This is a genomic window from Campylobacter sp. JMF_01 NE2, assembly GCF_027737365.1.
In the GTDB taxonomy this organism is placed as follows: Bacteria; Campylobacterota; Campylobacteria; order Campylobacterales; family Campylobacteraceae; genus Campylobacter_B.
This window is the reverse complement of record NZ_JAOVTR010000002.1, coordinates 443,915-464,349: the sequence shown is the minus strand read 5'-3', so window position 1 is coordinate 464,349 and position 20,435 is coordinate 443,915. Positions and strand designations below refer to the sequence as shown.

The following is a 20,435-nucleotide window of genomic DNA, read 5'->3' as shown; positions in this document are numbered from 1 at the left end:
TTCCTTTTAAATTTCAAATATTCGTGCGCCCGTTGATTGCCTTCATAAGCGAAAGCATATCTATATTATCCAAGCTTACGCCAGTTGGCACGCCTTGGGCAAGTTTGCTAAAACGCAAATTTAAATCAGAGAGTTTATCCTCGACATAGAGCATAATTCCGTCTGAATTTATACTAGGCGTTAGCGCAAAAATCAGCTCATTTGCGCCATTTTGGATTATCATGGCGCGAAGTTTGTCGATGATTTCTTCGCTAGCGTCTTCTAAGACAAAATATTTGCCATTAAAAATTTTATTACTCTCAAAGATAAAAATATCTTTTGGGCTCTCTACTATGGCGATTTTCTCGCTCTCTCGCTCCTCATCGGCGCAGTATTCGCAGATCTCGTCCTCACAAATCGCACCGCAAATTTCACATTTTTTCAGCCCCCGCACAGCTTCTTCGATATTGTGAGCTAAATTTAGTCCGAGGGTTGAATTTTGCACGCTGACATAATACGCAAAACGCAAAGCCGACTTTTTGCCCACGCCCGGGAGCTTTTCGAAGCTAGCAACTAGCTCTTCAAATTTATCATTTGCACTCATTTTTTACTGCCTGGATTGTTGAAAATTATAGAAAAATAATGTGTATTATCTGAATAATTATAAGTAAAGCTAAATTTGTGAAGTTCGCAAATTTTATCTATGATATATAGCCCAAGCCCCATGCCAGTGGCCTTTTCGTTTTTGTTGCGAATAAAGGCTTGTTTGTAGTGCTCGAAGGATTTTTCAAGCGCGGCTCCGTGGTTGGCTACGCTGATTTTATTTTCGTCGCAAATCACACTTACATGGTGATCGCTGGAATATTTTAGGCCATTGTCGATTAAATTTTTAATCGCCAAGGCAAAAAGCCCAAAATCGACATTGATAATGGCGTCATCTTCGATATTTTCGGCAACTAAGCTATCCCATTTATCTAGCATTGACATATCGCGAACCTGCTCCAAAATCAGGCTGAAATGGTATTTTTGGTAATTTAGCGTGTAGCTTTTCGATAGTAGTTGCTCGATTTTTGCAAATTCATTAATCAAAATTTCAAGCCTTTCAAAAACAGCCACAAGGCGCGTCTTTTGCGTCTCGTCATCGAGCATTTCAGTGATTAGTCTGCCTTTGCCAATCGGGGTTTTTAGCTCGTGCATTATGGTGCGTAAAAACAGCTGTCGAGAGCGGATAAGCTCTTGAATTTTAATAATCGCGTTGTTAAATTCATGTGCTACTTGGCCGATTTCGTCTTCACGGCGAATTTGTTTTAAATCTATTTCTAAATTTCCAAGTGAGAATTGTTTTATGTTTTTGCTAAGCTTTTTTAGTGGCGCGAAACTGCGTAAAATCGAGAGATACAGCGAAAACAAAACCACAATAGTAATCAAAAATCCCACCCAGAGCGGATCGTTTAAATTTTTGGTGCCAATGCTCTCAAAAACCACGACCATTGAGTTGTTTTTGATATTTAAAAACAGAGTGTTGTTATACTCGATCGAGCTAATCTCGCCTATGGCAGTTTCTTGCGCGAAGTATTTTTTGCCTGAAATTAGGACATTTTGGACTAAATTTTTATCCTTGACAAGCTCCAAGCCAAAATTTGAAAAATAGCTTTCGATATCTTGTGGCGGGTTGTTTCGTTTGTAGGATTCTAGTAGGTAATTTACGGCGTTGATTTGGTTTGCTTGCATGCTACCTAGGGCTTTGTTCATTTGAATTCGCCCAAATGTGATAAACAGCACGCAAACCAAAATTATCGCAGTTACGAAAAATATCGTAATTTTCGTGATTAAAGAGTGCTTCATCCGATGAGCTTATATCCGATTCCGCGAACTGAAAAAATATGTTTTGGTGATTTTGAATTATCGCCAATTTTTGTGCGAAGGCGACCGATGATGACATCAAGGCTTTTTGAGTCTTTGTCTTTTAGGCTCTTGCAGTGATATACTAACTGCTCGCGCGAAACAGAAAAGCTGTGTTGTTTGATTAAGTATTCTAAAATTTCATATTCAGCCGGAGTTAGCACGAGTGCCTCTTCGCCAAAGTAAATTTCATGGCGTTTTTCATCTATGCGAAATACGCTATCAGCGACGGTTTCTTCTTTTTCGATTGTTTTTTTGTAACGGCGAATTAGGCTCATAATGCGCGCGTGCATTTCCTTTGGATCGTAAGGTTTAGGCAGATAATCATCTGCTCCGATTTGAAGCCCCACGACCTTGTCACTGACATCAGATCTGGCCGAGCTAATGATGATTGGAATATCGTATTTTTCGCGGATTTCTTTGCATACTTCCAGTCCGTCCATGCCAGGAAGAGTTAAATCCAAAATTAGCAAATCATAGTTTTTGATTCCGGCACTTAGTCCGATATATGGGTCTTCGAAATTTGTAACATTGATATTAAATTTAGCCAAATATTCACTTAGCAAAGTAGCAAATTCGCTATCGTCTTCGATCATAAGCACATTTACCATGACGCGTCCTTTATAAAAATTTTGAAATTTTGCATTATATTGTAAAATAGTTAAATCTTAACTTGCATTTTAGCAAATTTAGATAAAATTGAGCCTTTTTAGTTTAGGAGAGATAATGGAAGAAGATTATTATGATATTTTAGGCGTGGCGCGCGACGCGGACGCTGAAACGATAAAAAAGGCATTTCGCAAACTAGCCTTGCAGCACCACCCAGACCGCAACCAAGGCAACAAAGAGAGCGAAGAGCAGTTTAAGAAAATAAACGAAGCTTACCAAGTCCTAGGCGATGAAGAAAAACGCAAAATGTATGATAGATACGGCAAAGAGGGCTTATCTGGCGGATTTGGCGGTGGCGGCAATGCAGGAGATGCCTTTGGGTTTGGTTCGATGTTTAGCGACTTTTTCGAGCAAGCCTTTGGCGGAGGCGGTAGCAGAGCCAAACGAAGCGTCGATCCGTATGGCATAGATACAGAATTAGCCGTTACTTTGGAATTTAAAGAAGCTCTACGCGGCGTGCATAAAGATGTCAAATACAAAATCAAAAAACCATGCCCTACCTGCGACGCAACCGGCTCAAAAGACAAGAAAAAACACACCTGCCAAACATGCGGTGGTTCTGGACGAATCATGGCAAGACGCGGATATATGAGCTTTATTCAGACTTGTAGCGCGTGTGGTGGAAGCGGAGAGAGCATAAAAGAAAAATGCAAAGATTGCGGTGGCAAGGCATATATCGAGGAGGAAATCAGCGTCAAATTTGACATACCAGCTGGCATTGATGATGGGCAAAGAATTCGCCTAGGGGGCAAAGGAAATGTCTCTAAAACAGGCGAAGTTGGCGATGTGTATGTGCTAGTAAGAGTGCGCGCTGATAACCATTTCGAGCGCGACGGCGATGATTTATATATCGAAGTGCCTGTATTTTTCACCCAAGCGATTTTGGGCGAGAGTATCGAAGTGCCAACCCCTGAGGGCAAGACCGAGTTAAAACTAAAAGTCGGAAGCAAGGATAAGGATAGATTTGTAATTCATGGCGAGGGTGCGCCAAATATCAGAACGAAGCAAAAAGGCGATTTGATTGTGCAAATCAGCGTCCAAACTCCAAAGAAACTAAACGACAAACAAACCGAGCTTTTGCGCGAATTGCAAGCTAGCTTTGGCGAAAATGACGAGGGAATTTTAAGCAAAATCAAAAATTTCTTTAAATAATGAAATTTATGGAGAATTTATGCAAAGGCTAAACGAGGTAAAAATCGGCGCAAGTGTCAAGGTGGTTAAAATCCACGGAGACGGCGCACTTAGGCGCCGTATTATGGATATGGGGATTACAAAAGGCATTGAGATAAAGCTAAAAAAAGCAGCCCCCTTAGGCGATCCTTTGGAGCTAGGCGTGAGAGGATATGAGCTCTCGCTACGCAAGGCCGACGCGTCATTGATAGAGGTCGAAAATTTATAAAATTTGCAAATTTAAAGAGTAAAAATGATAAAAATCGCACTTGTAGGAAATCCAAATTGCGGCAAAACGACATTTTTTAATGCCCTAACTGGCGCAAATGCCTTTGTCGGCAACTGGCCGGGCGTAACGGTTGAAAAAAAAGAGGGCTGTTTAATCGGCAAAGAAAATATCATAATCACCGATTTGCCGGGCATTTACTCGCTCTCGCCATACACGCCAGAAGAGATTGTGGCGCGCAATTACCTTTTGCACGAAAATCCAGATGTGATTTTAAATATCATCGACGGCACGAATTTAGAGCGAAATTTATACCTTAGCACGCAACTTTTGGAGCTTGAAATTCCAATGGTAATCGCTGTGAATATGACCGATATTTTGCGCAAAAGAGGCGATAAAATCGATTTAAAACTTCTTAGCAAAACCCTTGGTGCGCCGTGTGTGGAGATTTCTGCGCTTAAAAATATCGGCACGAATTTATGCGTGGAGCTAGCAATCGAGGCTAGCAAAAACCCTGCCCCGCACCCAAAACACGATTTTTGTGGCCCGGCCGAACACGCGCTAGCGCATATCGAAGACGCTGTTTTAAAGGGCGAAAAGGGCGATAGGTGGTATGCGGTTAAAATTTTCGAGCGCGATGAGAGCGTGCTAAAAGAGCTAAAAATCGAAAAAGCCAAATTTAGCCTAATCGAGGAAAAAATCAAATCCTGTGAAGCCGAGCTAGATGACGATAGCGTGGGGATTATCGCAAACGAGCGATACAACTATATTGCGCGTGTAAAAGAGGCGTGTTTTATCAAAAACACAGATTTTGTCGCCAATGCCAGTGAAAATATCGACAAGGTTTTGACGCATAGGATACTAGCTTTGCCGATTTTTGCGGTGATTATGTTTATCGTGTATTACACTTCGGTTACAGGCGTGGGCGGGCTGATGACAGACACCGTAAATGACGGGATTTTTGGCGACGGATTTTTCGTGGGAAGTAGCGAAAAATACGAGCAGGCTCTTGGCGAGCATTTGCAAAGCAAAATTTGCACGAGCGAATTTGTGGGCGCATTAGATTTGATAAATCCTGAATTTAGCGCGGTTAGCGAAAATTTAAAAACAGCTTGCAATGAAGGCGATTTTGGCGCATTTAGCGAAAATTTTGACGCACTAAGCGGTGAAATTTCGCAAATTTCAAACGAAAATTTAAAAGAGCAAATTTCACTAGCTAGTGCGAATTTAGAGGCCCAAATTTTGCCAAATCCTAGCGAGTATGGGCTGTATCTGCGCGGTCTGCCTGTGGTAATGGACGAGTTTTTGGAGCGCATAAACTGCGCGCAGTGGCTAAAAAGCCTCATCATCGACGGCGTTATTAGTGGCGTTGGAGCAGTGCTTGGCTTCGTGCCACAAATGGCGGTGCTTTTTATCTTTTTAGCGTTTTTGGAGGCGTGCGGATATATGACGCGCGTGGCTTTCGTGCTGGACCGCGCATTTCGCAAATTTGGGCTTAGTGGCAAGTCCTTTATCCCTATGCTAATCGGCACGGGCTGTGGCGTGCCCGGCGTGCTAGCTACGCGCACAATCGAGAGCGAAAAAGACCGCAAAATGGGCATTATGACGACTACATTTATGCCGTGTTCGGCGAAAATGCCGATGATTGCGCTCATTTCCGCTGCGCTTTTTGGCGGAGTGTGGTGGGTGGCGCCTAGTGCGTATTTTCTGGGGATTTGCGCGATTGTGATTTCTGGGCTAATGCTTAAAAAAACGCCTATGTTTGCGGGCAAACCTGCGCCTTTTGTCTTGGAGCTTCCGCCATATCACATGCCGACCTTGAAAAATATTTACCGAAGCGTCAAAGAGCGCGTTAGCTCGTTTATCAAAAATGCTGGAACGATAATTTTCATCTCATCGGTGCTGATTTGGTGCGGATCGAGGTTTGGCTTGGCTGAGGGGGGCTTTGTCTTTGATATAGAGCTTGATTTAAACGATAGCTTTATCGGCAAAATCGGCGCGTTTGTGGCGCCACTATTTGCGCCACTGGGCTTTGGCGACGCGAAGTCCGCAATCGCTACGCTTATGGGCTTAGTAGCCAAAGAAGAGGTCGTGGCGGTCTTTGGGATACTCGATTTTTCGGGGCTTGACACGCTTAGTGGATATGCGTTTTTGGCTTTTAACCTGCTTTGTGCGCCTTGCATAGCGGCAATGGCGACAATCGCAAAAGAGATGAGAAGTGCGCGCTGGACGGCGTTTGCGCTTGTGTATCAGACGCTGTTTTCTTACGCGGTCGCGCTTATGATTTATCAATTTGGCAGATTTTTTAGTGGTGCGCAAGGCGTGGGAGTGTGGCTTTTCGTGGCGTGTGCGTGCGCTGCGCTGATGATTTTAATGCTAGCAAAACCTTATAAAGAGAAAATTTGATATGCAAACTTTAACACAAAATATCGGAACAATCGCGGTTTTAGTGGTGCTTGGCGGGCTTTTGTTTTTGGCGGCAAGAAGCTTTGCGAAAAACAAAAATTCCTGCAACAAATGCGAGGGCTGTGGCTGCAACAACCCGCAAGAGTGCAAAAAAGACGAGTGAGGGTGATTTTGCCTTTGCAAGGTGCGCTTGGCACGAACCTATGAACCCTGCGCCTGATTTGTCATTGCGCGGTAATCAAAGTGCAAATTTTGCTAAATCTGTCATTAGGGGAATTTTTGCGAAGCAAAAATTCGTGCCAATCTACGATTTTAAAATTCCAAAACGCAAATTTCGTGTCATTGCGAAATTTTAGTAATAAAATTGAAGCGATAAACTCGCTAATTGCTACCATAGAAGCCAAATCAGAGCTACAAGCTCATATACTAAAATTAAATTTCACGCTTAAAAAGCTTGGCTTAATCGCAGAGCAAAGCAAGAAGTGTGAGTGAGGGTTTGTGAATTTAAAAATTTTAGTATCGCAGATACTGACCGAGATTTTATAAAAGGATTAAATTTGGAAAACAGAAATTTTAAAAACGATATTTTTAATAAAAATAAGAATTTGAGGGATTACGATAAGGAACCGTTGGTTTTGCGTAATTATGCTAGCTGGGCTTTGGCTTTCCATTTTTTACTAATTTTTGCATTTTGGGTTACTGCTTCATTGTTTATTTTAAACAAATTTGATGAATTTGAATACAGATATTTGGAAACCCATGAAACTATACGAACGATTGCTATTTTTGGATTTATAATGTTTTTTATGTTATTGCTTGATTTTTTAAATATTTCTAATATGAAATCACATTATACTTATTTCTACAACTCAAAAGCTGTATTTTACAATCATAAAAATCAAGTCGATGAGACAATACATTTCCGAGTTATGGGAGATAGGATTGTGCTTTGCAATCCTTATGATAATCCAATTAGTTATGAGATTTCGCATGTAAAAAAAGAAGAAAGTAAAATGGTTTTTTATTCTTTTATGCAAACAATTATAACAACAGGTTTTGGTTGGGGATTTCTTAGTGCGTTTGTAATCATAAATTTAGGTTCTAGGGATAGTTTCGGACTATTCTTTTTGAGTGTGCTTATCACAATATTTATGTTATTTGTAGCTGAATTTTTAGAAATTTTAGTCTTTATGGGAATTTATAAAAAATCAAATAAAACTCTTAAAAATTTTTGGAAATATGCTAGAAAATTTCAAATAAACATAGAGTGGGCTTCGATCGAAAGGTGGAAAGTTGCTCCAACTATCAATATGTTTTATTTTAATCAAAAAGACCACGACGAATTAAGACAATATATTTTAACTATATTTAACAGAGATATTGACAACAAATTAAAACCAAATTTTTCTAATAAGGAGACAAAAATGAGTAATTCTAGCAGAATTCACAAGGCTACTAGTGAGCTAAACAAGGCAGAATAAAGATTATAAATTTTGATAAATTTTAAAAATTCTCTAAATTTTGCACGCGTAGATTGCTTCGTTTCGCTCGCAATGACAATAGGGGTGCAAATTATCTATTTTTCACCAGATTAATTCGCTCTTTGAAATCAGGCATAATCCCAGCTATGAAGTCGTAAAATTCATGCCTGTGGTGGGCGTAGATGAGGTGAGTTAGCTCGTGAAGCACGACATAGTGGATAAATCGCAAATCTTTTTCGACCAATTTTAACGACAAATTTATGTAGCCCTTCGCGCTGTTGCAACTGCCCCAGCGCGTCTTCATATCGCGCACGACTAGGCGATTGACGCTCTTTTGCACGAACGGCAAGTAGAGTTTAATCAAATCTTTGTATAAATTTAACGCCAAAAATTTCTTAAATTTCGCAAATTCTATCTCGTTTGCGCAGTAAATTTTACTCTCCAAAATGGCGATTTTGCCGTTAAATTTCGCCAAATTTTGCGCCAAAATTTCGTTTGGCGTGGCTGGCGTGGCTGGCGTGGCTGGCGTGGCTGGCGTGGCTGGCGTGGCTGGCGTGGCTGGCGTGGCGGACTGGGCGGACTGGGCGTTCGTGGAGTTCGTGTTTGGCGTGGCACTAGGTGCAGTATCTCTCGCAAAATTTGCGTCAAATTTTAGCGCACTATCACTCGCGCCACTCTCGCAAAATTTCGGCGCAGTATCGCCACCACTAAAATTTTGCGCACTAAATTTCGGCGCAGTATTCCGCAAATCCGCGAATTTCTCGCCAAATTTCAGCTCATAAATTTGCCCTAAAATTTCACTCTCGTTTTCTTTTAGCGCCAAATTTTCGTATTTTTCTAAGGTTTTTTTAATCCAAATTTCATGCGAGGCGATAAATTCCTGCGCCCTTTTCACGCTCCAAAACCACGGCACACTAGCACGCACGGCGCAATCAGGGCTAATGCGAATCCTAGCGTATTTTACGCGCTTGAAACTCGCCAAAACGCAAATTTCGCCCAAATTTAGACTAATCGTTTGCTCTGCCATTTTTTGCTAATCCACCGCCAAGTATTCGCCCCGCCTCTGAGCCACTCATCGCACAAAAACCCAATCCAAACGCCCAAAATCCCGATTCCAAGCGAAATGCCTAAAAAATACCCCACCGGAAGCGACACGCCCCACATGAAAATCAGCCCCATTAAAAACGGAAATCTCGCATCGCCGCTGGCGCGCAGAGCATTTACGAAAACGATATTGAAAGTGCGCCCAAGCTCTAAGATTATCGTTAGATAAAACAGCGGCCGCATGATTTCTTTGTGCGCCCCGCCCAGATTTAGCGTGCTCATGATTAGCTCGCGCGCGAAAAAGACAATCGCGATGAAAAAGGCCGTGACGATTAGACCGATTTTTAGCGCGTGAAAGGTGTGCGAATACGCGCGTTCTGGCTCTTTTGCGCCCACTAGGCGGCCTACGATGACCTCATTTGCCATGCTAATGGCACTTCCGCCAAAGAAAATAAAACTTGAAATCTGAAAATAAATCGTCTGCACCGTAAGACTTGCCTCTCCCATACTCGCCACAAAGGCAAAGGCGACGAGATATTGCGTGATCCAAAGCAGATTTTCCCCAGCACTCGGTAGTCCCACGGATAAAATTTTGCGTAAAATTTCAAATTTTATTTTCAAAAACATTGAAAAGTAAAATTTCAGTTTTATGATTTTTACAGCAATTAGCGCGAAAAGTATCACGCCCACAATCCGCCCGATAATCGTGCTAATTCCAACGCCAAAAAGCCCGTAAAATGGCAGTCCAAAGGGCTGGAAAAGTGCGATAAAATTTCCCACTAGCGTGATGATATTCATCGTTACTGAGATGATGATTATGTAGTTGGCATAGCCATACACGCGGATTATTGCGCTAAAAACTATCGCCACAGCGTCGATTGCAAAGACAATGCTAATGATTTTTAGATAAATCGTGCTATCAGCGAGAAGTTCGCTTGGCACTTGTAAGGCACGGAGCAAAAGCGTGGCGCACGAAAATACAAAAACCCCGCTAAGTCCGCCGATTAGGGCGTTAAAGGTAATGCTAGTATGTATTGCGCGCAGGGCTAAAATTTTATTCCTAGCCCCCAGAGCTTGGGCGACCACGACCGAGCAACCCACAGCCAAAAACCCAAAAACCGTGATAAAAAGCAAAAATACCTGATTGCCAGCGCCTAGCGCGCCCACGAGCCTGACATCGACAAGGCTTATCATGTAGGTGTTAATCAGCGCGGTAACTAGGCGCAAAAACATATCCGCATAGATTGCTAGGCTTAGTTTTGTTAGTGAAATTTCCTTCATTAATTCTCTTTTTTTAAAATAAGAAGCGCATTTTAGCGAAAAATTCATAGATTAAATTTAGAAATTATTCAAATTTAATATTTTTTTTACTACAATCGACAAATTTTATCTATAAAGGCAAATTTTGGCATTAGTTGATTTGATTGATGTAGTTAAAAAATTCGGTTCAAACACTGTCCTTGACGGCGTGAATTTCAGCCTGAGCTCTGGCGAGAGAGTCGCAATCATCGGCAAAAACGGCGGCGGAAAATCTACGCTGATGAAAATCATCGCTGGTGAGTATGAAATCGACGGCGGTCGCGTCATCACGCAAAATGGCATAAATATCCAAATGCTAGAACAAAGCCCGAAATTTGACGATAATCTCTCTGTCAAAGACGCCCTAAAACGCGAACTCAAAGAAATCTACGATGCCATTGATGAATACAACCAAATTTTAGAACAAATCTCAAACGACCCCCAAAACGAAGCACTTCTAACCCGCCAAAATGAGCTAAATAAATTTATCGACGCCAAAGACGGCTGGAATATCGACAATAAAATCGAGCGAATTTTGGAGCATTTTGGGCTTAAAATTTACGAAAACCGCTCGGCTTGCACGCTAAGTGGGGGCGAAATTCGCCGCGTCGCCCTTGGCGCGCTGGTGCTAAAAAAGCCAGATATTTTGCTACTTGACGAGCCGACAAACCACCTTGATGTCTATATGGTGAGATTTTTGGAGGATATGCTTTTAAATTCGAAGCAAACCATACTTTTCATCTCGCACGATCGCTATTTCATCGACAAACTTGCGACTAGAAGTATCGAGATAGAAGAGGGCAAACTAAGCTTTTTTGATGGCGGATACGAAAACTATCTAAGGCGCAAACAAGAAATTTTAGCTAGCTTGCAAAAATCCCATGAAACGCTTTTAAAACAGCTAAAATACGAAGAAGAGTGGCTTCATCGTGGCGTAAAAGCGCGCCTCAAACGCGACGAGGGTCGCAAAGCCCGCGTGCTAGCCATGAGAGAAGAAGCCAAAAAAAATCCGGGCGTGATAAGGCGCGTGAAATTGGAGCTTGAACGCGCTAGTAGGAATTTCAACGGCACAGGTGGCGAGAACCGCAAAAAAATGCTTTTCGAGTGCAAAAATGTAAGCAAAATTTTAAACGGCAAGGACCTATTTAAGGGCTTTTCGGCTAGGGTTTTACAAGGGGAAAGAATTGGAATTGTCGGCGCAAACGGCGCAGGTAAATCCACACTAATAAAAATGCTGATTGGCAAAACCCGCATTGACGGGGGCGAGATCAAAAGGGGCGATATCAAAATCGGCTATTTTGATCAGGCTAGGTCTGAAATTTCAGGCGATAAGAGTTTGATTGAGATTTTTTGCCCAAACGGCGGAGATCACATTATGGTGCGCGGACATTATATGCATGTTTATGGCTATCTTAAAAATTTCTTATTCCCAAAAGAATTTTTGGATAAACCAGTAAGTGTGCTAAGTGGTGGCGAAAAAAACCGCGTAGCCCTTGCCAAGCTTTTTACCGAGCAATACGACTGCCTTATTTTAGACGAGCCGACGAACGATTTGGATATCGCTACAATCAACATTTTGGAAGATTATTTGCTAAGTTTTGAGGGGGCTGTCATCATTGTAAGCCACGATAGATATTTCATCGACAAAATCACAAACAAGCTCTGGGCGTTTGAAAAGGGCAAAATCGAGCAGATTTACATACCATACAGCGAGTATTTGGAGTATGAAGACGAGATAAAAGACCTTGAAATTTATGAAAGTGAGGTCGCTTCTAGCGTGGGGGATACTGCGCCCGAAATCAAAGAAAATAAAAAAGAAAAAACCGCCACGACTAAACTTAGCTACAAACAAAACAAAATTTTAGAAGAATATCCAGCCAAAATCGAAGAGATAGAAAATAGAATAAAAGAGCTAAATCACGCTCTTTCAACCCCTGAAATTTACCAACAAATCGGGCTTCAACCGCTTTTTGAAGAGCTCGAAGAGAAAAAGGGTGCATTAAATCAAATGGAAAACGAATATTTCGAGGTGCTCTCGCTGGCTGAAAATTTAAAATAGGAAAATTTATGCTTTATTTTTTGATAATCATTTATATAATTTACACGATTTATAAAATTTCACTAGCCCTTTTACAGCTAAATTTTATCAAGGAAAACGCCAAAAAACCAGCCGTGATTTTAAGCGAAGCAGACTATCAAAAGGCTGGAATTGTCAGCATTACGAATTTGAAATTTGAAATTTTTAGCCTTGCGTTTGGGCTTTTGGTCGCGATTTTTTGGATTTGTTATGGTGCGGGTGCGTTGCAGGAATTTATCTACGCCAAATTTGGAGGGGGCGGCGCAAATTTGGAGGGCGGCGCGAGTATCTTTATCCAAAGCATTTTTGTTTTGGCTTTTATCATACTTGGCGGGGTGATTGATTTGCCGTTTGAAATTTATGCTACTTTTGTCAAAGACAAAAAACTAGGATTTTCTACAATCACGCCTAAAATTTTTATCGCTGATAAGCTAAAAGCCCTAGCACTTACGCTAATTTTTGGCTTTTTGGTGGTTTTTGCGCTAGTTTTTTGCGTGCAAAATTTGGGGCAGTTTTGGTGGGTGTATGGATTTGGCTTTTCGTTTGGGCTGATTTTGCTGATAAATTTGATTTATCCCACACTAATCGCGCCGCTGTTTAACAAAATGTCGCCACTAGCTGAGGGCGAGTTAAAATCGCAAATTGAGATTTTGCTGGGCAAATGTGGCTTTAAAAGTAGTGGCGTTTTCGTCATCGACGCAGGCAAGCGCGATAATCGCTTAAATGCGTATTTTGGCGGACTTGGGGCGAGTAAAAAGGTCGTGCTTTTTGATACGCTGATAAAAAAGCTAAGCCAGAGCGAAATTTTGGCAGTTTTGGGGCATGAACTAGGGCATTTCAAACACGGCGACATACTCAAAAATATCGCGCTTGGGGCGTTTATGCTGATTGTGATTTTTGGCGTGTTTGGAAATCTGGCTACAAAGGGGGTTTTTGACGCGCTAAATTTGGTGCGCGATGGCGGTGCAACGCTGATTTTTATCATGCTGTTTTTGCCGATTTTGCAGAGTTTTTTAGAGCCTGTAATGTCGAAATTTAGCCGTATGCACGAGTTTGGCGCGGACAGGTTCGGCGCAGATAATGCGAGTAAAAATGATATGATTAGCGCACTTAAAAAACTTGGTAGCGAAAACAAAACTTTTCCGATTTCTCACCCGCTTTACAGCGCGATTTACCACTCGCACCCGAGCCTGTATGAGCGTATCAAGGAGCTAGAATGAAAATTTTCGAGGCGTTAAAATGGGCGCACGGCAGGACAAATTCTAGGTATGTTTCAAGGGAGCTTTTGAAATTTAGCGAAAATTTAAGCAACGAAGAGTTTGTAATGCTCTTTAACCACGCTATGCGAAACGAGGAAAAATTTCGCCAAAGTGTCGAAATTTACGCTTCTGGCGTGCCACTTGAATACATCACAAACAAGTGCAAATTTTTCGATTTTGAGTTTTTCGTCGATGAGCGGGTGCTAATACCGCGCTTTGAGACTGAAATTTTGGTCGATAAAGCATTTAGCGTGGCTCATCTTTTCAAAACTCCGCGCATTTGCGAGGTCGGCACTGGAAGCGGGATAATCTCGATTTGCCTTAAAAAATTTTTCCCAGATGCGCAAATTACCGCCACTGATATCAGCGAAAGTGCGCTTGAAGTAGCGCGCAAAAACGCCAAAAATTTGGGCGTGGATATTGAATTTGTGCATTGTGAATACCTAAGCGGGGTGCAGGGGGATTTCGATATCGTAGTATCAAATCCGCCATATATCGCCTCCTCGTATAAGCTCGATGAGAGAGTGCTAAAAGAGCCAAATTTGGCGCTAATTGGCGGCGAGAAGGGCGATGAGAAGCTAAAAAAACTAATCTTTTTAAGCGAAAATCGCACGAAATACCTGCTTTGCGAAATGGGGTATGACCAAAAGCAAAGCATGCAAGAAACGCTAAGCGAGCATGGATTTGCCTTTGAATTTTACAAAGATTTAGCTGGGTTTGATCGCGGATTTGTCGCAAGGAAAATGAATTAATGCAGGGCTCGAAACTTCATAGGTTGCTTTGCTACAAGGCGTTTGGTTACAGGTATATCGACGCTGGAATCCTTGCTAGTGGCGAGAGATTTTTTAGCGATATTGATAGCCTTTCGCATAGCGTGCAAAACTGCGCGCTGTGCGAACTATCCAAAACACGCACCCACGCTATGGTGCCTTATGGCGATAAGAACGCCAAAATAATGGTAATCTCTCAGTGCCCAACGCACGCAGAAGATGAGAGCGGTGAGCCATTTAGCGGGAATTTGGGCGAGAAATTTAGGGTTAGTTTGAAGGAGCTTTGTGGTTTGGAAATCGGCGAAATTTACGCGTCGTATCTGATAAAATGCGCCCTAAATTTAAATAAAAAACTCACCTCTGAAATCATACTCAAATGCGCTCCCTACGCTATCGACGAGATTAAAATAATCCGCCCCAAAGTCGTGCTTTGCCTTGGCGAGCTGTGCGCTAAAATTTTGCTTAAAAACAACAACCTCCCAGATATAAGGCTGATTCACGGCACGCCATTTCGTGAGGGCGGGATTACCTTTATACCGACATTTGATCTAAATTTCCTAAGCCAAAACCCAAGCCAAATTCCACTTTTTCACGATGATTTGCGCAAGATAAAGGAATTTTTGTGAGAGCGATTATTGCGCTTTTAATCGCTGTTTTTTGCTTGGCGCACGATGACGAAAATATTTCGCTAAAAGATTTAAATTTTACGATAAGCGATGATGAAAATTCTAGCACCCAGATTTTGTTTGAGGGCGAGGATTTTATCCAAAAAAGCCTAGATGAGGGATATACGCTATGGGATCCAGACAGCGAGAAAGGCGAGGTGTATAATCTCGTGGCAAATGCGATGAGTGCGACGATTGAAAACTCGCAAAATTCGGGCTTTAAAGTGGGTGTTTTAATGGCGCAAAATATCCTTGGCTCGCGCGCCGATAGCATTGCAAATGCGCTTTTGGCCTTTGTGAGCGAGAGAAATTTGCAGGCGAATTTGCGCTTTTATTACATAGGAAATGAGAGCGAGGAGGGCATTATAGCGGCACTTGAAGCTATGGAGCGCGATAATGTCGCCCTCATAATCGCTCCATTAAATAGATCTGGCGTGGATATAGTAGATGAAAACTCGCAGTATAGTAGTATGGTTTTTGTGCCGACGCTAAATCAAAATTTAAGCGGGTTTGTGTCGAATAATATATATTTTGGCGGTATTGATTATAGCGAGCAAATGCAGTATCTGCTGGGGCGTTTCGCTGAGAATTTATACGCTATCGGCGATGAGAGCGCGCTGTCGCAGGTGCTAAACGATATGGCGTTTGATAGTCGCAATATCGAGGAGTTTTACACGATTAAAAGCAATCGAAATGCGGTTTTTGATTTTGAGGGCGAACTGCCACAAAATGCAAATTTTATCCTAAATTTGCCAAGCTCTAAAATACTCTCCGTAATCGGCGAAATTTCGCACAAAAAGCTAAACACGCAAAACCTGCTTGCCACGCAAGTGGGCTTTGACGGCGAGATTATCGGTGCGCTTCCAAGCGCGATTGGCGGGAAATTTTACCTTGCAAACTCCATTTCGCCGGTTTCAAACTCACTGCTTCATCGCGCGCTTAGCCTTGGCGTGGATTTGCGCTACGAGTGGATTGCATACAGCGCGCTTAGCGGGTTTGACTATTTTTATTCAAATTTTGCATTAAACCGCTACGAACGGGCATTTAGCGAGGAATTTTATGATAACGGCCTTAGGTTTGATACCAAAATTTACGAGGTCGGCGAGGGTAAATTTCAAAAATTAAATTAAAATTTCAAATTTTTTTAGAAAGGAATTGCATGAAAAAGTATTTCAAAACACTTTTTTTAGGGCTTTCGTTTTTTGTTTTTGCTCGCTGGTTGTGCGAGTAATCAACACGGGTTAAACCAACCTACGCTAGATCAAATCAAATCTCGCGGAACTATCCTAGTGGGGGCTACTGGGGATTATAAACCGCTAAGTGTGCGCGAGCAAAACGGCACGCTATGGGGATTTGACATCGATATCGCAAGGGCAATCGCCGAGCGTCTTGGCGTGGAGCCCGAGTTCGTCGCCACTAGCTGGCCAAGTCTGAGCGATGATACTATGGCAGAGCGCTTCGATATCGCTACTACCGGCATTACGATTAACGAAACACGCAAAAAAACTATGCTAATGAGCGATGGTTACCTTGCTAGCGGTAAGACGATTTTGTGCCGAAAAGGCGACGCTGCGAAATTCACAAGCTTAGAGAGTATCGATAAAAAGGGCGTTCGCGTGATGATAAATCCGGGCGGAACGAACGAGAAATTCGCGCGGGCAAATTTTAAAAACGCTAAAATCATCGTCCATAAGAAAAACGCCGAGATCCCAGCGCAAATCGCAAAAGGCGCAGCCGATGTGATGATCACAGAGACTACTGAGGCGCCGTATTATGTGGCAAACAACCCTAAACTAGCCGCTCCGCTGCTAGAAAGTCCATTTACGCGCGATGAAATCGGTGCTTTGATGTCGCAAAACAATGGCGATTTGCAAAGCTTCGTAAATAAAGTAATCGCTGAAATGAAGGCAAACGGCGAGTTGAAAAAAATCACTGAAAAATACGGATTAGTTTATTCGTATTAAAATTTTAAAATTTCGGTTGCGAGGACTGCTTTTGGTTTTCGCAACCACTTTTAAAATTTTATCTATGGAGGAAGAATAATGAAAAAAATTTTTGCATTTTGCGTGGTTATTTCTAGTTTGTTTGGGCGAGATATTTGCAATGAGGAATTTATGATAGAAGCCGTAAATGATATAAACTCACAAGTCCCATATAATGTAGATAAAAGCACTATTCTTAGAAATACAGCTTGTATAAAAGATACATTTGTATATTCTATGGTAGTAACTAATACCGATGAAACAGATTGGAGTTCATTAGATGAGCTTGAACTAAGAAAAATTAAGTATGTAATGGGAGTAATGACAGAAAATAACTATTGCACAAATCCGAATATGAGGTTTTTTAGAGAACTTCGAGTGCCCTTACAATACGATTATGCTCTATTTAATGGAAAATTTTTATTTAGCATACACATAAAACCTAATCAATGTGACAATTTTTAGATTTAAGTAATTATGATAAAATTTTGTGAAATTTGGCCCTGCCAAACCTCACAACCCCTTGAAAAACTCCACGATTTCGTCGCCAAATTTCACCGGTTTGCCGTTTTGCAGGTATGCGACTCTGACATCTTGGGCGAAGATTAGCTCGTCAAATTCGCGCCCATTTATATCTTTTAGCTTGTAGATTTTTTGTGTCAGCACCGCGCTTGCGTTTTTTAGCTCTTTGAGCGTGGTTTTGATTTCTAGCTCGTCGCCCAGCACCGCAGAGCGCAGGAATTTCGCCTGCAAATCGCTCACCACGAAATGCGAGTGCTCGCCAAAAAACCTCACGCCTGCACGCATTAGCGCCTCGCTTCTAGCCCGCTCGCAAAATTTTATGTAGTTTGCGTGATAGACGATGCCCTGCGCGTCGGTATCGTCGTAATAAATCCTAAATTTCATCGCCTCTGCCTATGCGTAAGTTTGGCACCATTTTTAGGAAAAACAGCACCGTTTGCGCGATTATCATTAGTTTGGCGCACCACTCGCTGGCTTTGTGGATTTGGGCGAATTCGGCTGTTTGCGTGCCTGCTTCGCCTAGCTTTTGCGCGTCAAGGATAAATTCCGTGAAATACAGCACGAAAAGTGTCGCTAAAATGAGGTTTATGAGCGCTAACATAAGGGTTGAAAATTTGAGATTAAACGGCTGGGATTTGTTGTTGTTGAAATTCACCATTTCAAAAATGAGGCAAATTATCGAAAACGGCATTAAAATGGCGTTGTATTTGACAAAAATCGCGCTCATCATCTGACCGCTTTGGAAGTGGTTAAGCACGCCCTCACCAATGAGGCTTTGCGGGTAAAAAATCGTCGGAGCCACAAGCGCGCCAAGGCTAAGCTCGATACCGATGAGCGCGCCAAGAGCGAGGATATAAATCGAAAAAATCGCTTTCATAAAAATCCTTAAATTTGTAAATTTCGTAAATTTTGTAATTTTGCGCCATTATACCCTAAAATTTGTCTTTATTTGGAAATTTTGTGTAAATTTGGCTGGAATTTAGCCGAATTTCTCAAATTTTATCATTATTTAAGCAATGTTTAAATAAAATAATTTTTCTTTTTTCGTGGTTGGATAGCTCAGTCGGTAGAGCAGCAGACTGAAAATCTGCGTGTCGGCAGTTCGATTCTGCCTCTAACCACCACTTTTATTCAAATTTAAATCCCAAAATCAGTGAAATTTAAGGCGCGCAATGGCTAGGATTTTTATCACGGGCGATACTCACGGCGGATACAAAAGTGGCGGTGCTAAGCTCAAAAAATTCGCCCAAAACCACAGATTTAAAGACGATGATTATCTCATAATCGCTGGGGATTTTGGCTTTATTTGGGAAAACGAGCCAGACGAAAAGGAAAAGCAGTGGTTAAGCTGGTTCGATGCGCAGAAATTCACAACCCTTTTTATCGACGGAAATCACGAGAATTTTAACAGACTAAAATCTTATAAAACGAGCTTTCAATTCGGTGGCGTGGTGCAAAAAATCAGCCAAAAAGTTATTCATTTAATGTGTGGCGAGATTTACGAAATAGCCGGTTTTACGCTGTTTGCTATGGGTGGCGCGCTAAGCGTGGATAAGTGTATGAGGCGCGAAAACATCTCGTGGTGGAGCGCGGAGGCTATCACGCAAGACGAGGTTAGCACAGCGTGGGCAAATCTAGCTAGCGTGGGTCGTGAGATCGATATCGTCATCACGCACACTTGCCCGAGAAATCTCGCTTGCGGGCTTATTTCTGCGCGCAATCATAAAAAATCGCAAGATATAAATATGGATATTTTGCAAGGTTTGTGCGAGGGTATGAAATTTAGAAAGTGGTATTTCGGACACTTTCACACAAATCGCAAGATAAACCAAAAATTTAGCTGTTTTTATAATAAAATCGAAAAGATAAATTTGAAGCCAAAGGCGAATTTTGCGCCGAAATTTGCGAATTTGCCAGACAGGGTTACAGAGGCGATAGCGAAATTTTATGATGAGCCAAAATTTGCGGGTGAGTTTTTGCAAATTTTAGATAACGCCTGCAAAAACGGCGAAATTTCACGCGCGTGCAAAGATGAAATTTATCGTAGATTTTTAGCCGAGGAATTTTAGGCTAAATTTGAAAATTTGGGAAAAATTTGCAAAAATGCTTATATAAGGATTAAAAAATAATGGAATTTGATAAATTTATAAAATTCGGTTGGCAAGGATACCCACCTTACGGAGCTACCCAAACAAGGATAAATAATGAAAAAAGTAATTTTTATTTTATTTGTTTTAATCGTATTGTTTTTTATATTTTTTAATGGCAGGATAGACAATGAACAAAGTGTTTTGTTGGGTTGTGCTATAAATACGCCAGACACAAAAAATGGTGGCAGTTGTGCAAAAACACTTAAAAAAGATTATGGATTTTACGAAAAATTAAATTCTAACAAAATAGATGAAATTTTACTTGGCGATAACAAAGATGAGTTGCTAATTATTGGATACAATCAACATATAGAGTTGCTAAAATTTATAAAATGCAATTTTTTAAAAAACAACAACCACCTATGTCATGAATTTTGGCATAAAAGTAATGGAAAAATCAAATTAATACAATATGATGATTTTGAAAAATTATCAAAACGAAATTTGAAAATTATAGTTATTGAAAGAAAAAAATAATTGAGTTTCGTAGGATGGCGTCCTCGCCCACAACAAAGGTTAAGCAAAGGATTAAAATGATTAAATTTGATAAATTTATAAAATTCGGTGGGCAAGGATGCCCACCCTATGGGGCTGTCTTTATAATAAAATCGAAAAGATAAATTTGAAGCCAAGGGCGAATTTTGCGCCGAAATTTGCGAATTTGCCAGGCAGGATTACAGAGGCGATAGCGAAATTTTATGACGATCCAAAATTTGCGGGTGAGTTCTTGCAAATTTTAGATAACGCCTGCAAAAACGGCGAAATTTCACGCGCGTGCAAAGATGAAATTTATCATAGATTTTTAGCCGAGAATTTTTAGGCTAAATTTAAAAA

The 20,435-nt window shown here is 41.4% G+C and carries 23 protein-coding genes and 1 tRNA gene; 17 read left to right on the top strand and 7 right to left on the bottom strand.

Annotated features, from left to right (window positions below):
• Positions 1-13 precede the first annotated feature (13 nt).
• The 3 genes from recR to OFO01_RS05555 are packed head-to-tail and all read right to left on the bottom strand — an operon-like array spanning position 14 to position 2,492.
• Complete coding sequence (recR, locus tag OFO01_RS05565) at positions 14-583, bottom strand: recombination mediator RecR (protein WP_270859202.1); 570 nt, start codon at positions 581-583, stop codon at positions 14-16.
• Complete coding sequence (locus OFO01_RS05560) at positions 580-1,824, bottom strand: ArsS family sensor histidine kinase (RefSeq protein ID WP_270859201.1); 1,245 nt, start codon at positions 1,822-1,824, stop codon at positions 580-582. The genes recR and OFO01_RS05560 overlap by 4 nt, the downstream gene beginning before the upstream one ends.
• Positions 1,821-2,492, bottom strand: a complete 672-nt coding sequence (locus tag OFO01_RS05555; protein ID WP_270859200.1) for a response regulator transcription factor — start codon at positions 2,490-2,492, stop codon at positions 1,821-1,823. The genes OFO01_RS05560 and OFO01_RS05555 overlap by 4 nt, the downstream gene beginning before the upstream one ends.
• 115 nt (positions 2,493-2,607) lie before the next feature.
• Between OFO01_RS05555 and dnaJ the strand changes: the two genes are divergently transcribed.
• From dnaJ to OFO01_RS05525, 6 genes are all read left to right on the top strand, one after another.
• The gene (gene dnaJ, locus OFO01_RS05550; RefSeq protein ID WP_270859199.1) at positions 2,608-3,702 is read left to right on the top strand and encodes a molecular chaperone DnaJ; all 1,095 of its coding nucleotides are present in this window, start codon (positions 2,608-2,610) and stop codon (positions 3,700-3,702) included.
• A gap of 19 nt (positions 3,703-3,721) precedes the next feature.
• Positions 3,722-3,949, top strand: a complete 228-nt coding sequence (locus OFO01_RS05545; RefSeq protein WP_270859198.1) for a FeoA family protein — start codon at positions 3,722-3,724, stop codon at positions 3,947-3,949.
• Positions 3,950-3,973: 24 nt separating this feature from the next.
• The gene (gene feoB / locus OFO01_RS05540; protein ID WP_270859197.1) at positions 3,974-6,352 is read left to right on the top strand and encodes a ferrous iron transporter B; all 2,379 of its coding nucleotides are present in this window, start codon (positions 3,974-3,976) and stop codon (positions 6,350-6,352) included.
• A gap of 1 nt (position 6,353) precedes the next feature.
• Positions 6,354-6,515: a FeoB-associated Cys-rich membrane protein gene (locus OFO01_RS05535; protein WP_270859196.1), complete on the top strand. Its 162-nt coding sequence runs from the start codon at positions 6,354-6,356 to the stop codon at positions 6,513-6,515.
• Between the two features lie 116 nt (positions 6,516-6,631).
• On the top strand, positions 6,632-6,844 hold the full coding sequence (locus tag OFO01_RS05530; protein WP_270875520.1) for a hypothetical protein: 213 nt from the start codon (positions 6,632-6,634) through the stop codon (positions 6,842-6,844).
• Positions 6,845-6,909: 65 nt separating this feature from the next.
• The gene (locus OFO01_RS05525) at positions 6,910-7,833 is read left to right on the top strand and encodes a hypothetical protein (RefSeq protein WP_270859194.1); all 924 of its coding nucleotides are present in this window, start codon (positions 6,910-6,912) and stop codon (positions 7,831-7,833) included.
• 91 nt (positions 7,834-7,924) lie between these two features.
• Here the strand turns inward: OFO01_RS05525 and OFO01_RS05520 are convergent, their stop codons facing one another.
• Both OFO01_RS05520 and OFO01_RS05515 read right to left on the bottom strand, forming a co-directional pair.
• Positions 7,925-8,860 carry a M48 family metallopeptidase gene (locus OFO01_RS05520; RefSeq protein ID WP_270859193.1) on the bottom strand — a complete coding sequence of 312 codons (936 nt, stop codon included), beginning with the start codon at positions 8,858-8,860 and terminating at the stop codon, positions 7,925-7,927.
• Positions 8,836-10,158 (bottom strand): MATE family efflux transporter, encoded by a 1,323-nt coding sequence (locus tag OFO01_RS05515; RefSeq protein WP_270859192.1) that lies wholly within the window; start codon positions 10,156-10,158, stop codon positions 8,836-8,838. Before OFO01_RS05515 ends, OFO01_RS05520 begins: the two co-directional genes overlap by 25 nt.
• A 124-nt stretch (positions 10,159-10,282) precedes the next feature.
• On the opposite strand from OFO01_RS05515, the gene abc-f reads away from it, so the two are divergent.
• From abc-f to OFO01_RS05480, 7 genes are all read left to right on the top strand, one after another.
• Positions 10,283-12,235, top strand: a complete 1,953-nt coding sequence (gene abc-f, locus OFO01_RS05510; protein WP_270859191.1) for a ribosomal protection-like ABC-F family protein — start codon at positions 10,283-10,285, stop codon at positions 12,233-12,235.
• Positions 12,236-12,243: 8 nt separating this feature from the next.
• Positions 12,244-13,473, top strand: coding sequence for a M48 family metallopeptidase (locus OFO01_RS05505; RefSeq protein ID WP_270859190.1), 1,230 nt, complete (start codon positions 12,244-12,246; stop codon positions 13,471-13,473).
• Positions 13,470-14,264, top strand: a complete 795-nt coding sequence (prmC, locus tag OFO01_RS05500) for a peptide chain release factor N(5)-glutamine methyltransferase (RefSeq protein ID WP_270859189.1) — start codon at positions 13,470-13,472, stop codon at positions 14,262-14,264. Before OFO01_RS05505 ends, prmC begins: the two co-directional genes overlap by 4 nt.
• The gene (locus OFO01_RS05495) at positions 14,264-14,908 is read left to right on the top strand and encodes a uracil-DNA glycosylase (protein WP_270859188.1); all 645 of its coding nucleotides are present in this window, start codon (positions 14,264-14,266) and stop codon (positions 14,906-14,908) included. The genes prmC and OFO01_RS05495 overlap by 1 nt, the downstream gene beginning before the upstream one ends.
• Positions 14,905-16,077, top strand: coding sequence for a hypothetical protein (locus OFO01_RS05490; RefSeq protein ID WP_270859187.1), 1,173 nt, complete (start codon positions 14,905-14,907; stop codon positions 16,075-16,077). The genes OFO01_RS05495 and OFO01_RS05490 overlap by 4 nt, the downstream gene beginning before the upstream one ends.
• 72 nt (positions 16,078-16,149) lie before the next feature.
• Positions 16,150-16,911 carry a transporter substrate-binding domain-containing protein gene (locus OFO01_RS05485; protein WP_270859186.1) on the top strand — a complete coding sequence of 254 codons (762 nt, stop codon included), beginning with the start codon at positions 16,150-16,152 and terminating at the stop codon, positions 16,909-16,911.
• 78 nt (positions 16,912-16,989) lie between these two features.
• Positions 16,990-17,394, top strand: coding sequence for a hypothetical protein (locus tag OFO01_RS05480; protein WP_270859185.1), 405 nt, complete (start codon positions 16,990-16,992; stop codon positions 17,392-17,394).
• Positions 17,395-17,442: 48 nt separating this feature from the next.
• On the opposite strand, the gene OFO01_RS05475 is transcribed toward OFO01_RS05480, so the two are convergent.
• Entirely contained in the window at positions 17,443-17,835 is a 393-nt protein-coding gene (locus tag OFO01_RS05475; RefSeq protein ID WP_270859184.1) for a YbgC/FadM family acyl-CoA thioesterase, read from the bottom strand.
• Entirely contained in the window at positions 17,825-18,328 is a 504-nt protein-coding gene (locus tag OFO01_RS05470; protein ID WP_270859183.1) for a DUF4149 domain-containing protein, read from the bottom strand. Before OFO01_RS05470 ends, OFO01_RS05475 begins: the two co-directional genes overlap by 11 nt.
• A 171-nt stretch (positions 18,329-18,499) precedes the next feature.
• On the opposite strand from OFO01_RS05470, the gene OFO01_RS05465 reads away from it, so the two are divergent.
• From OFO01_RS05465 to OFO01_RS05450, 4 genes are all read left to right on the top strand, one after another.
• Positions 18,500-18,575 (top strand) — tRNA-Phe (locus OFO01_RS05465).
• A 48-nt stretch (positions 18,576-18,623) separates the two neighbouring features.
• Entirely contained in the window at positions 18,624-19,520 is an 897-nt protein-coding gene (locus OFO01_RS05460; RefSeq protein WP_270859182.1) for a metallophosphoesterase family protein, read from the top strand.
• Positions 19,521-19,655: 135 nt separating this feature from the next.
• A complete protein-coding gene (locus OFO01_RS05455) occupies positions 19,656-20,078 on the top strand; it encodes a hypothetical protein (RefSeq protein ID WP_270859181.1) in 423 nt (140 codons plus the stop codon).
• Positions 20,079-20,175: 97 nt separating this feature from the next.
• The gene (locus OFO01_RS05450; protein WP_270859180.1) at positions 20,176-20,421 is read left to right on the top strand and encodes a hypothetical protein; all 246 of its coding nucleotides are present in this window, start codon (positions 20,176-20,178) and stop codon (positions 20,419-20,421) included.
• The last annotated feature ends 14 nt before the right edge of the window (positions 20,422-20,435 follow it).

Excerpts from the sequence above, each read along its gene's own strand:
- OFO01_RS05505 (WP_270859190.1), top strand. The coding sequence starts at position 12,244 with ATGCTTTATTTTTTGATAATCATTTATATAATTTACACGATTTATAAA.
- OFO01_RS05515 (WP_270859192.1), bottom strand. The coding sequence starts at position 10,158 with ATGAAGGAAATTTCACTAACAAAACTAAGCCTAGCAATCTATGCGGAT.
- OFO01_RS05475 (WP_270859184.1), bottom strand. The coding sequence starts at position 17,835 with ATGAAATTTAGGATTTATTACGACGATACCGACGCGCAGGGCATCGTC.
- OFO01_RS05495 (WP_270859188.1), top strand. The coding sequence starts at position 14,264 with ATGCAGGGCTCGAAACTTCATAGGTTGCTTTGCTACAAGGCGTTTGGT.
- feoB (WP_270859197.1), top strand. The coding sequence starts at position 3,974 with ATGATAAAAATCGCACTTGTAGGAAATCCAAATTGCGGCAAAACGACA.
- OFO01_RS05535 (WP_270859196.1), top strand. The coding sequence starts at position 6,354 with ATGCAAACTTTAACACAAAATATCGGAACAATCGCGGTTTTAGTGGTG.
- OFO01_RS05450 (WP_270859180.1), top strand. The coding sequence starts at position 20,176 with ATGCCCACCCTATGGGGCTGTCTTTATAATAAAATCGAAAAGATAAAT.
- prmC (WP_270859189.1), top strand. The coding sequence starts at position 13,470 with ATGAAAATTTTCGAGGCGTTAAAATGGGCGCACGGCAGGACAAATTCT.
- OFO01_RS05555 (WP_270859200.1), bottom strand. The coding sequence starts at position 2,492 with ATGGTAAATGTGCTTATGATCGAAGACGATAGCGAATTTGCTACTTTG.
- OFO01_RS05560 (WP_270859201.1), bottom strand. The coding sequence starts at position 1,824 with ATGAAGCACTCTTTAATCACGAAAATTACGATATTTTTCGTAACTGCG.
- OFO01_RS05455 (WP_270859181.1), top strand. The coding sequence starts at position 19,656 with ATGAAAAAAGTAATTTTTATTTTATTTGTTTTAATCGTATTGTTTTTT.
- OFO01_RS05520 (WP_270859193.1), bottom strand. The coding sequence starts at position 8,860 with ATGGCAGAGCAAACGATTAGTCTAAATTTGGGCGAAATTTGCGTTTTG.
- dnaJ (WP_270859199.1), top strand. The coding sequence starts at position 2,608 with ATGGAAGAAGATTATTATGATATTTTAGGCGTGGCGCGCGACGCGGAC.
- OFO01_RS05545 (WP_270859198.1), top strand. The coding sequence starts at position 3,722 with ATGCAAAGGCTAAACGAGGTAAAAATCGGCGCAAGTGTCAAGGTGGTT.
- OFO01_RS05480 (WP_270859185.1), top strand. The coding sequence starts at position 16,990 with ATGAAAAAAATTTTTGCATTTTGCGTGGTTATTTCTAGTTTGTTTGGG.
- OFO01_RS05460 (WP_270859182.1), top strand. The coding sequence starts at position 18,624 with ATGGCTAGGATTTTTATCACGGGCGATACTCACGGCGGATACAAAAGT.
- recR (WP_270859202.1), bottom strand. The coding sequence starts at position 583 with ATGAGTGCAAATGATAAATTTGAAGAGCTAGTTGCTAGCTTCGAAAAG.
- OFO01_RS05470 (WP_270859183.1), bottom strand. The coding sequence starts at position 18,328 with ATGAAAGCGATTTTTTCGATTTATATCCTCGCTCTTGGCGCGCTCATC.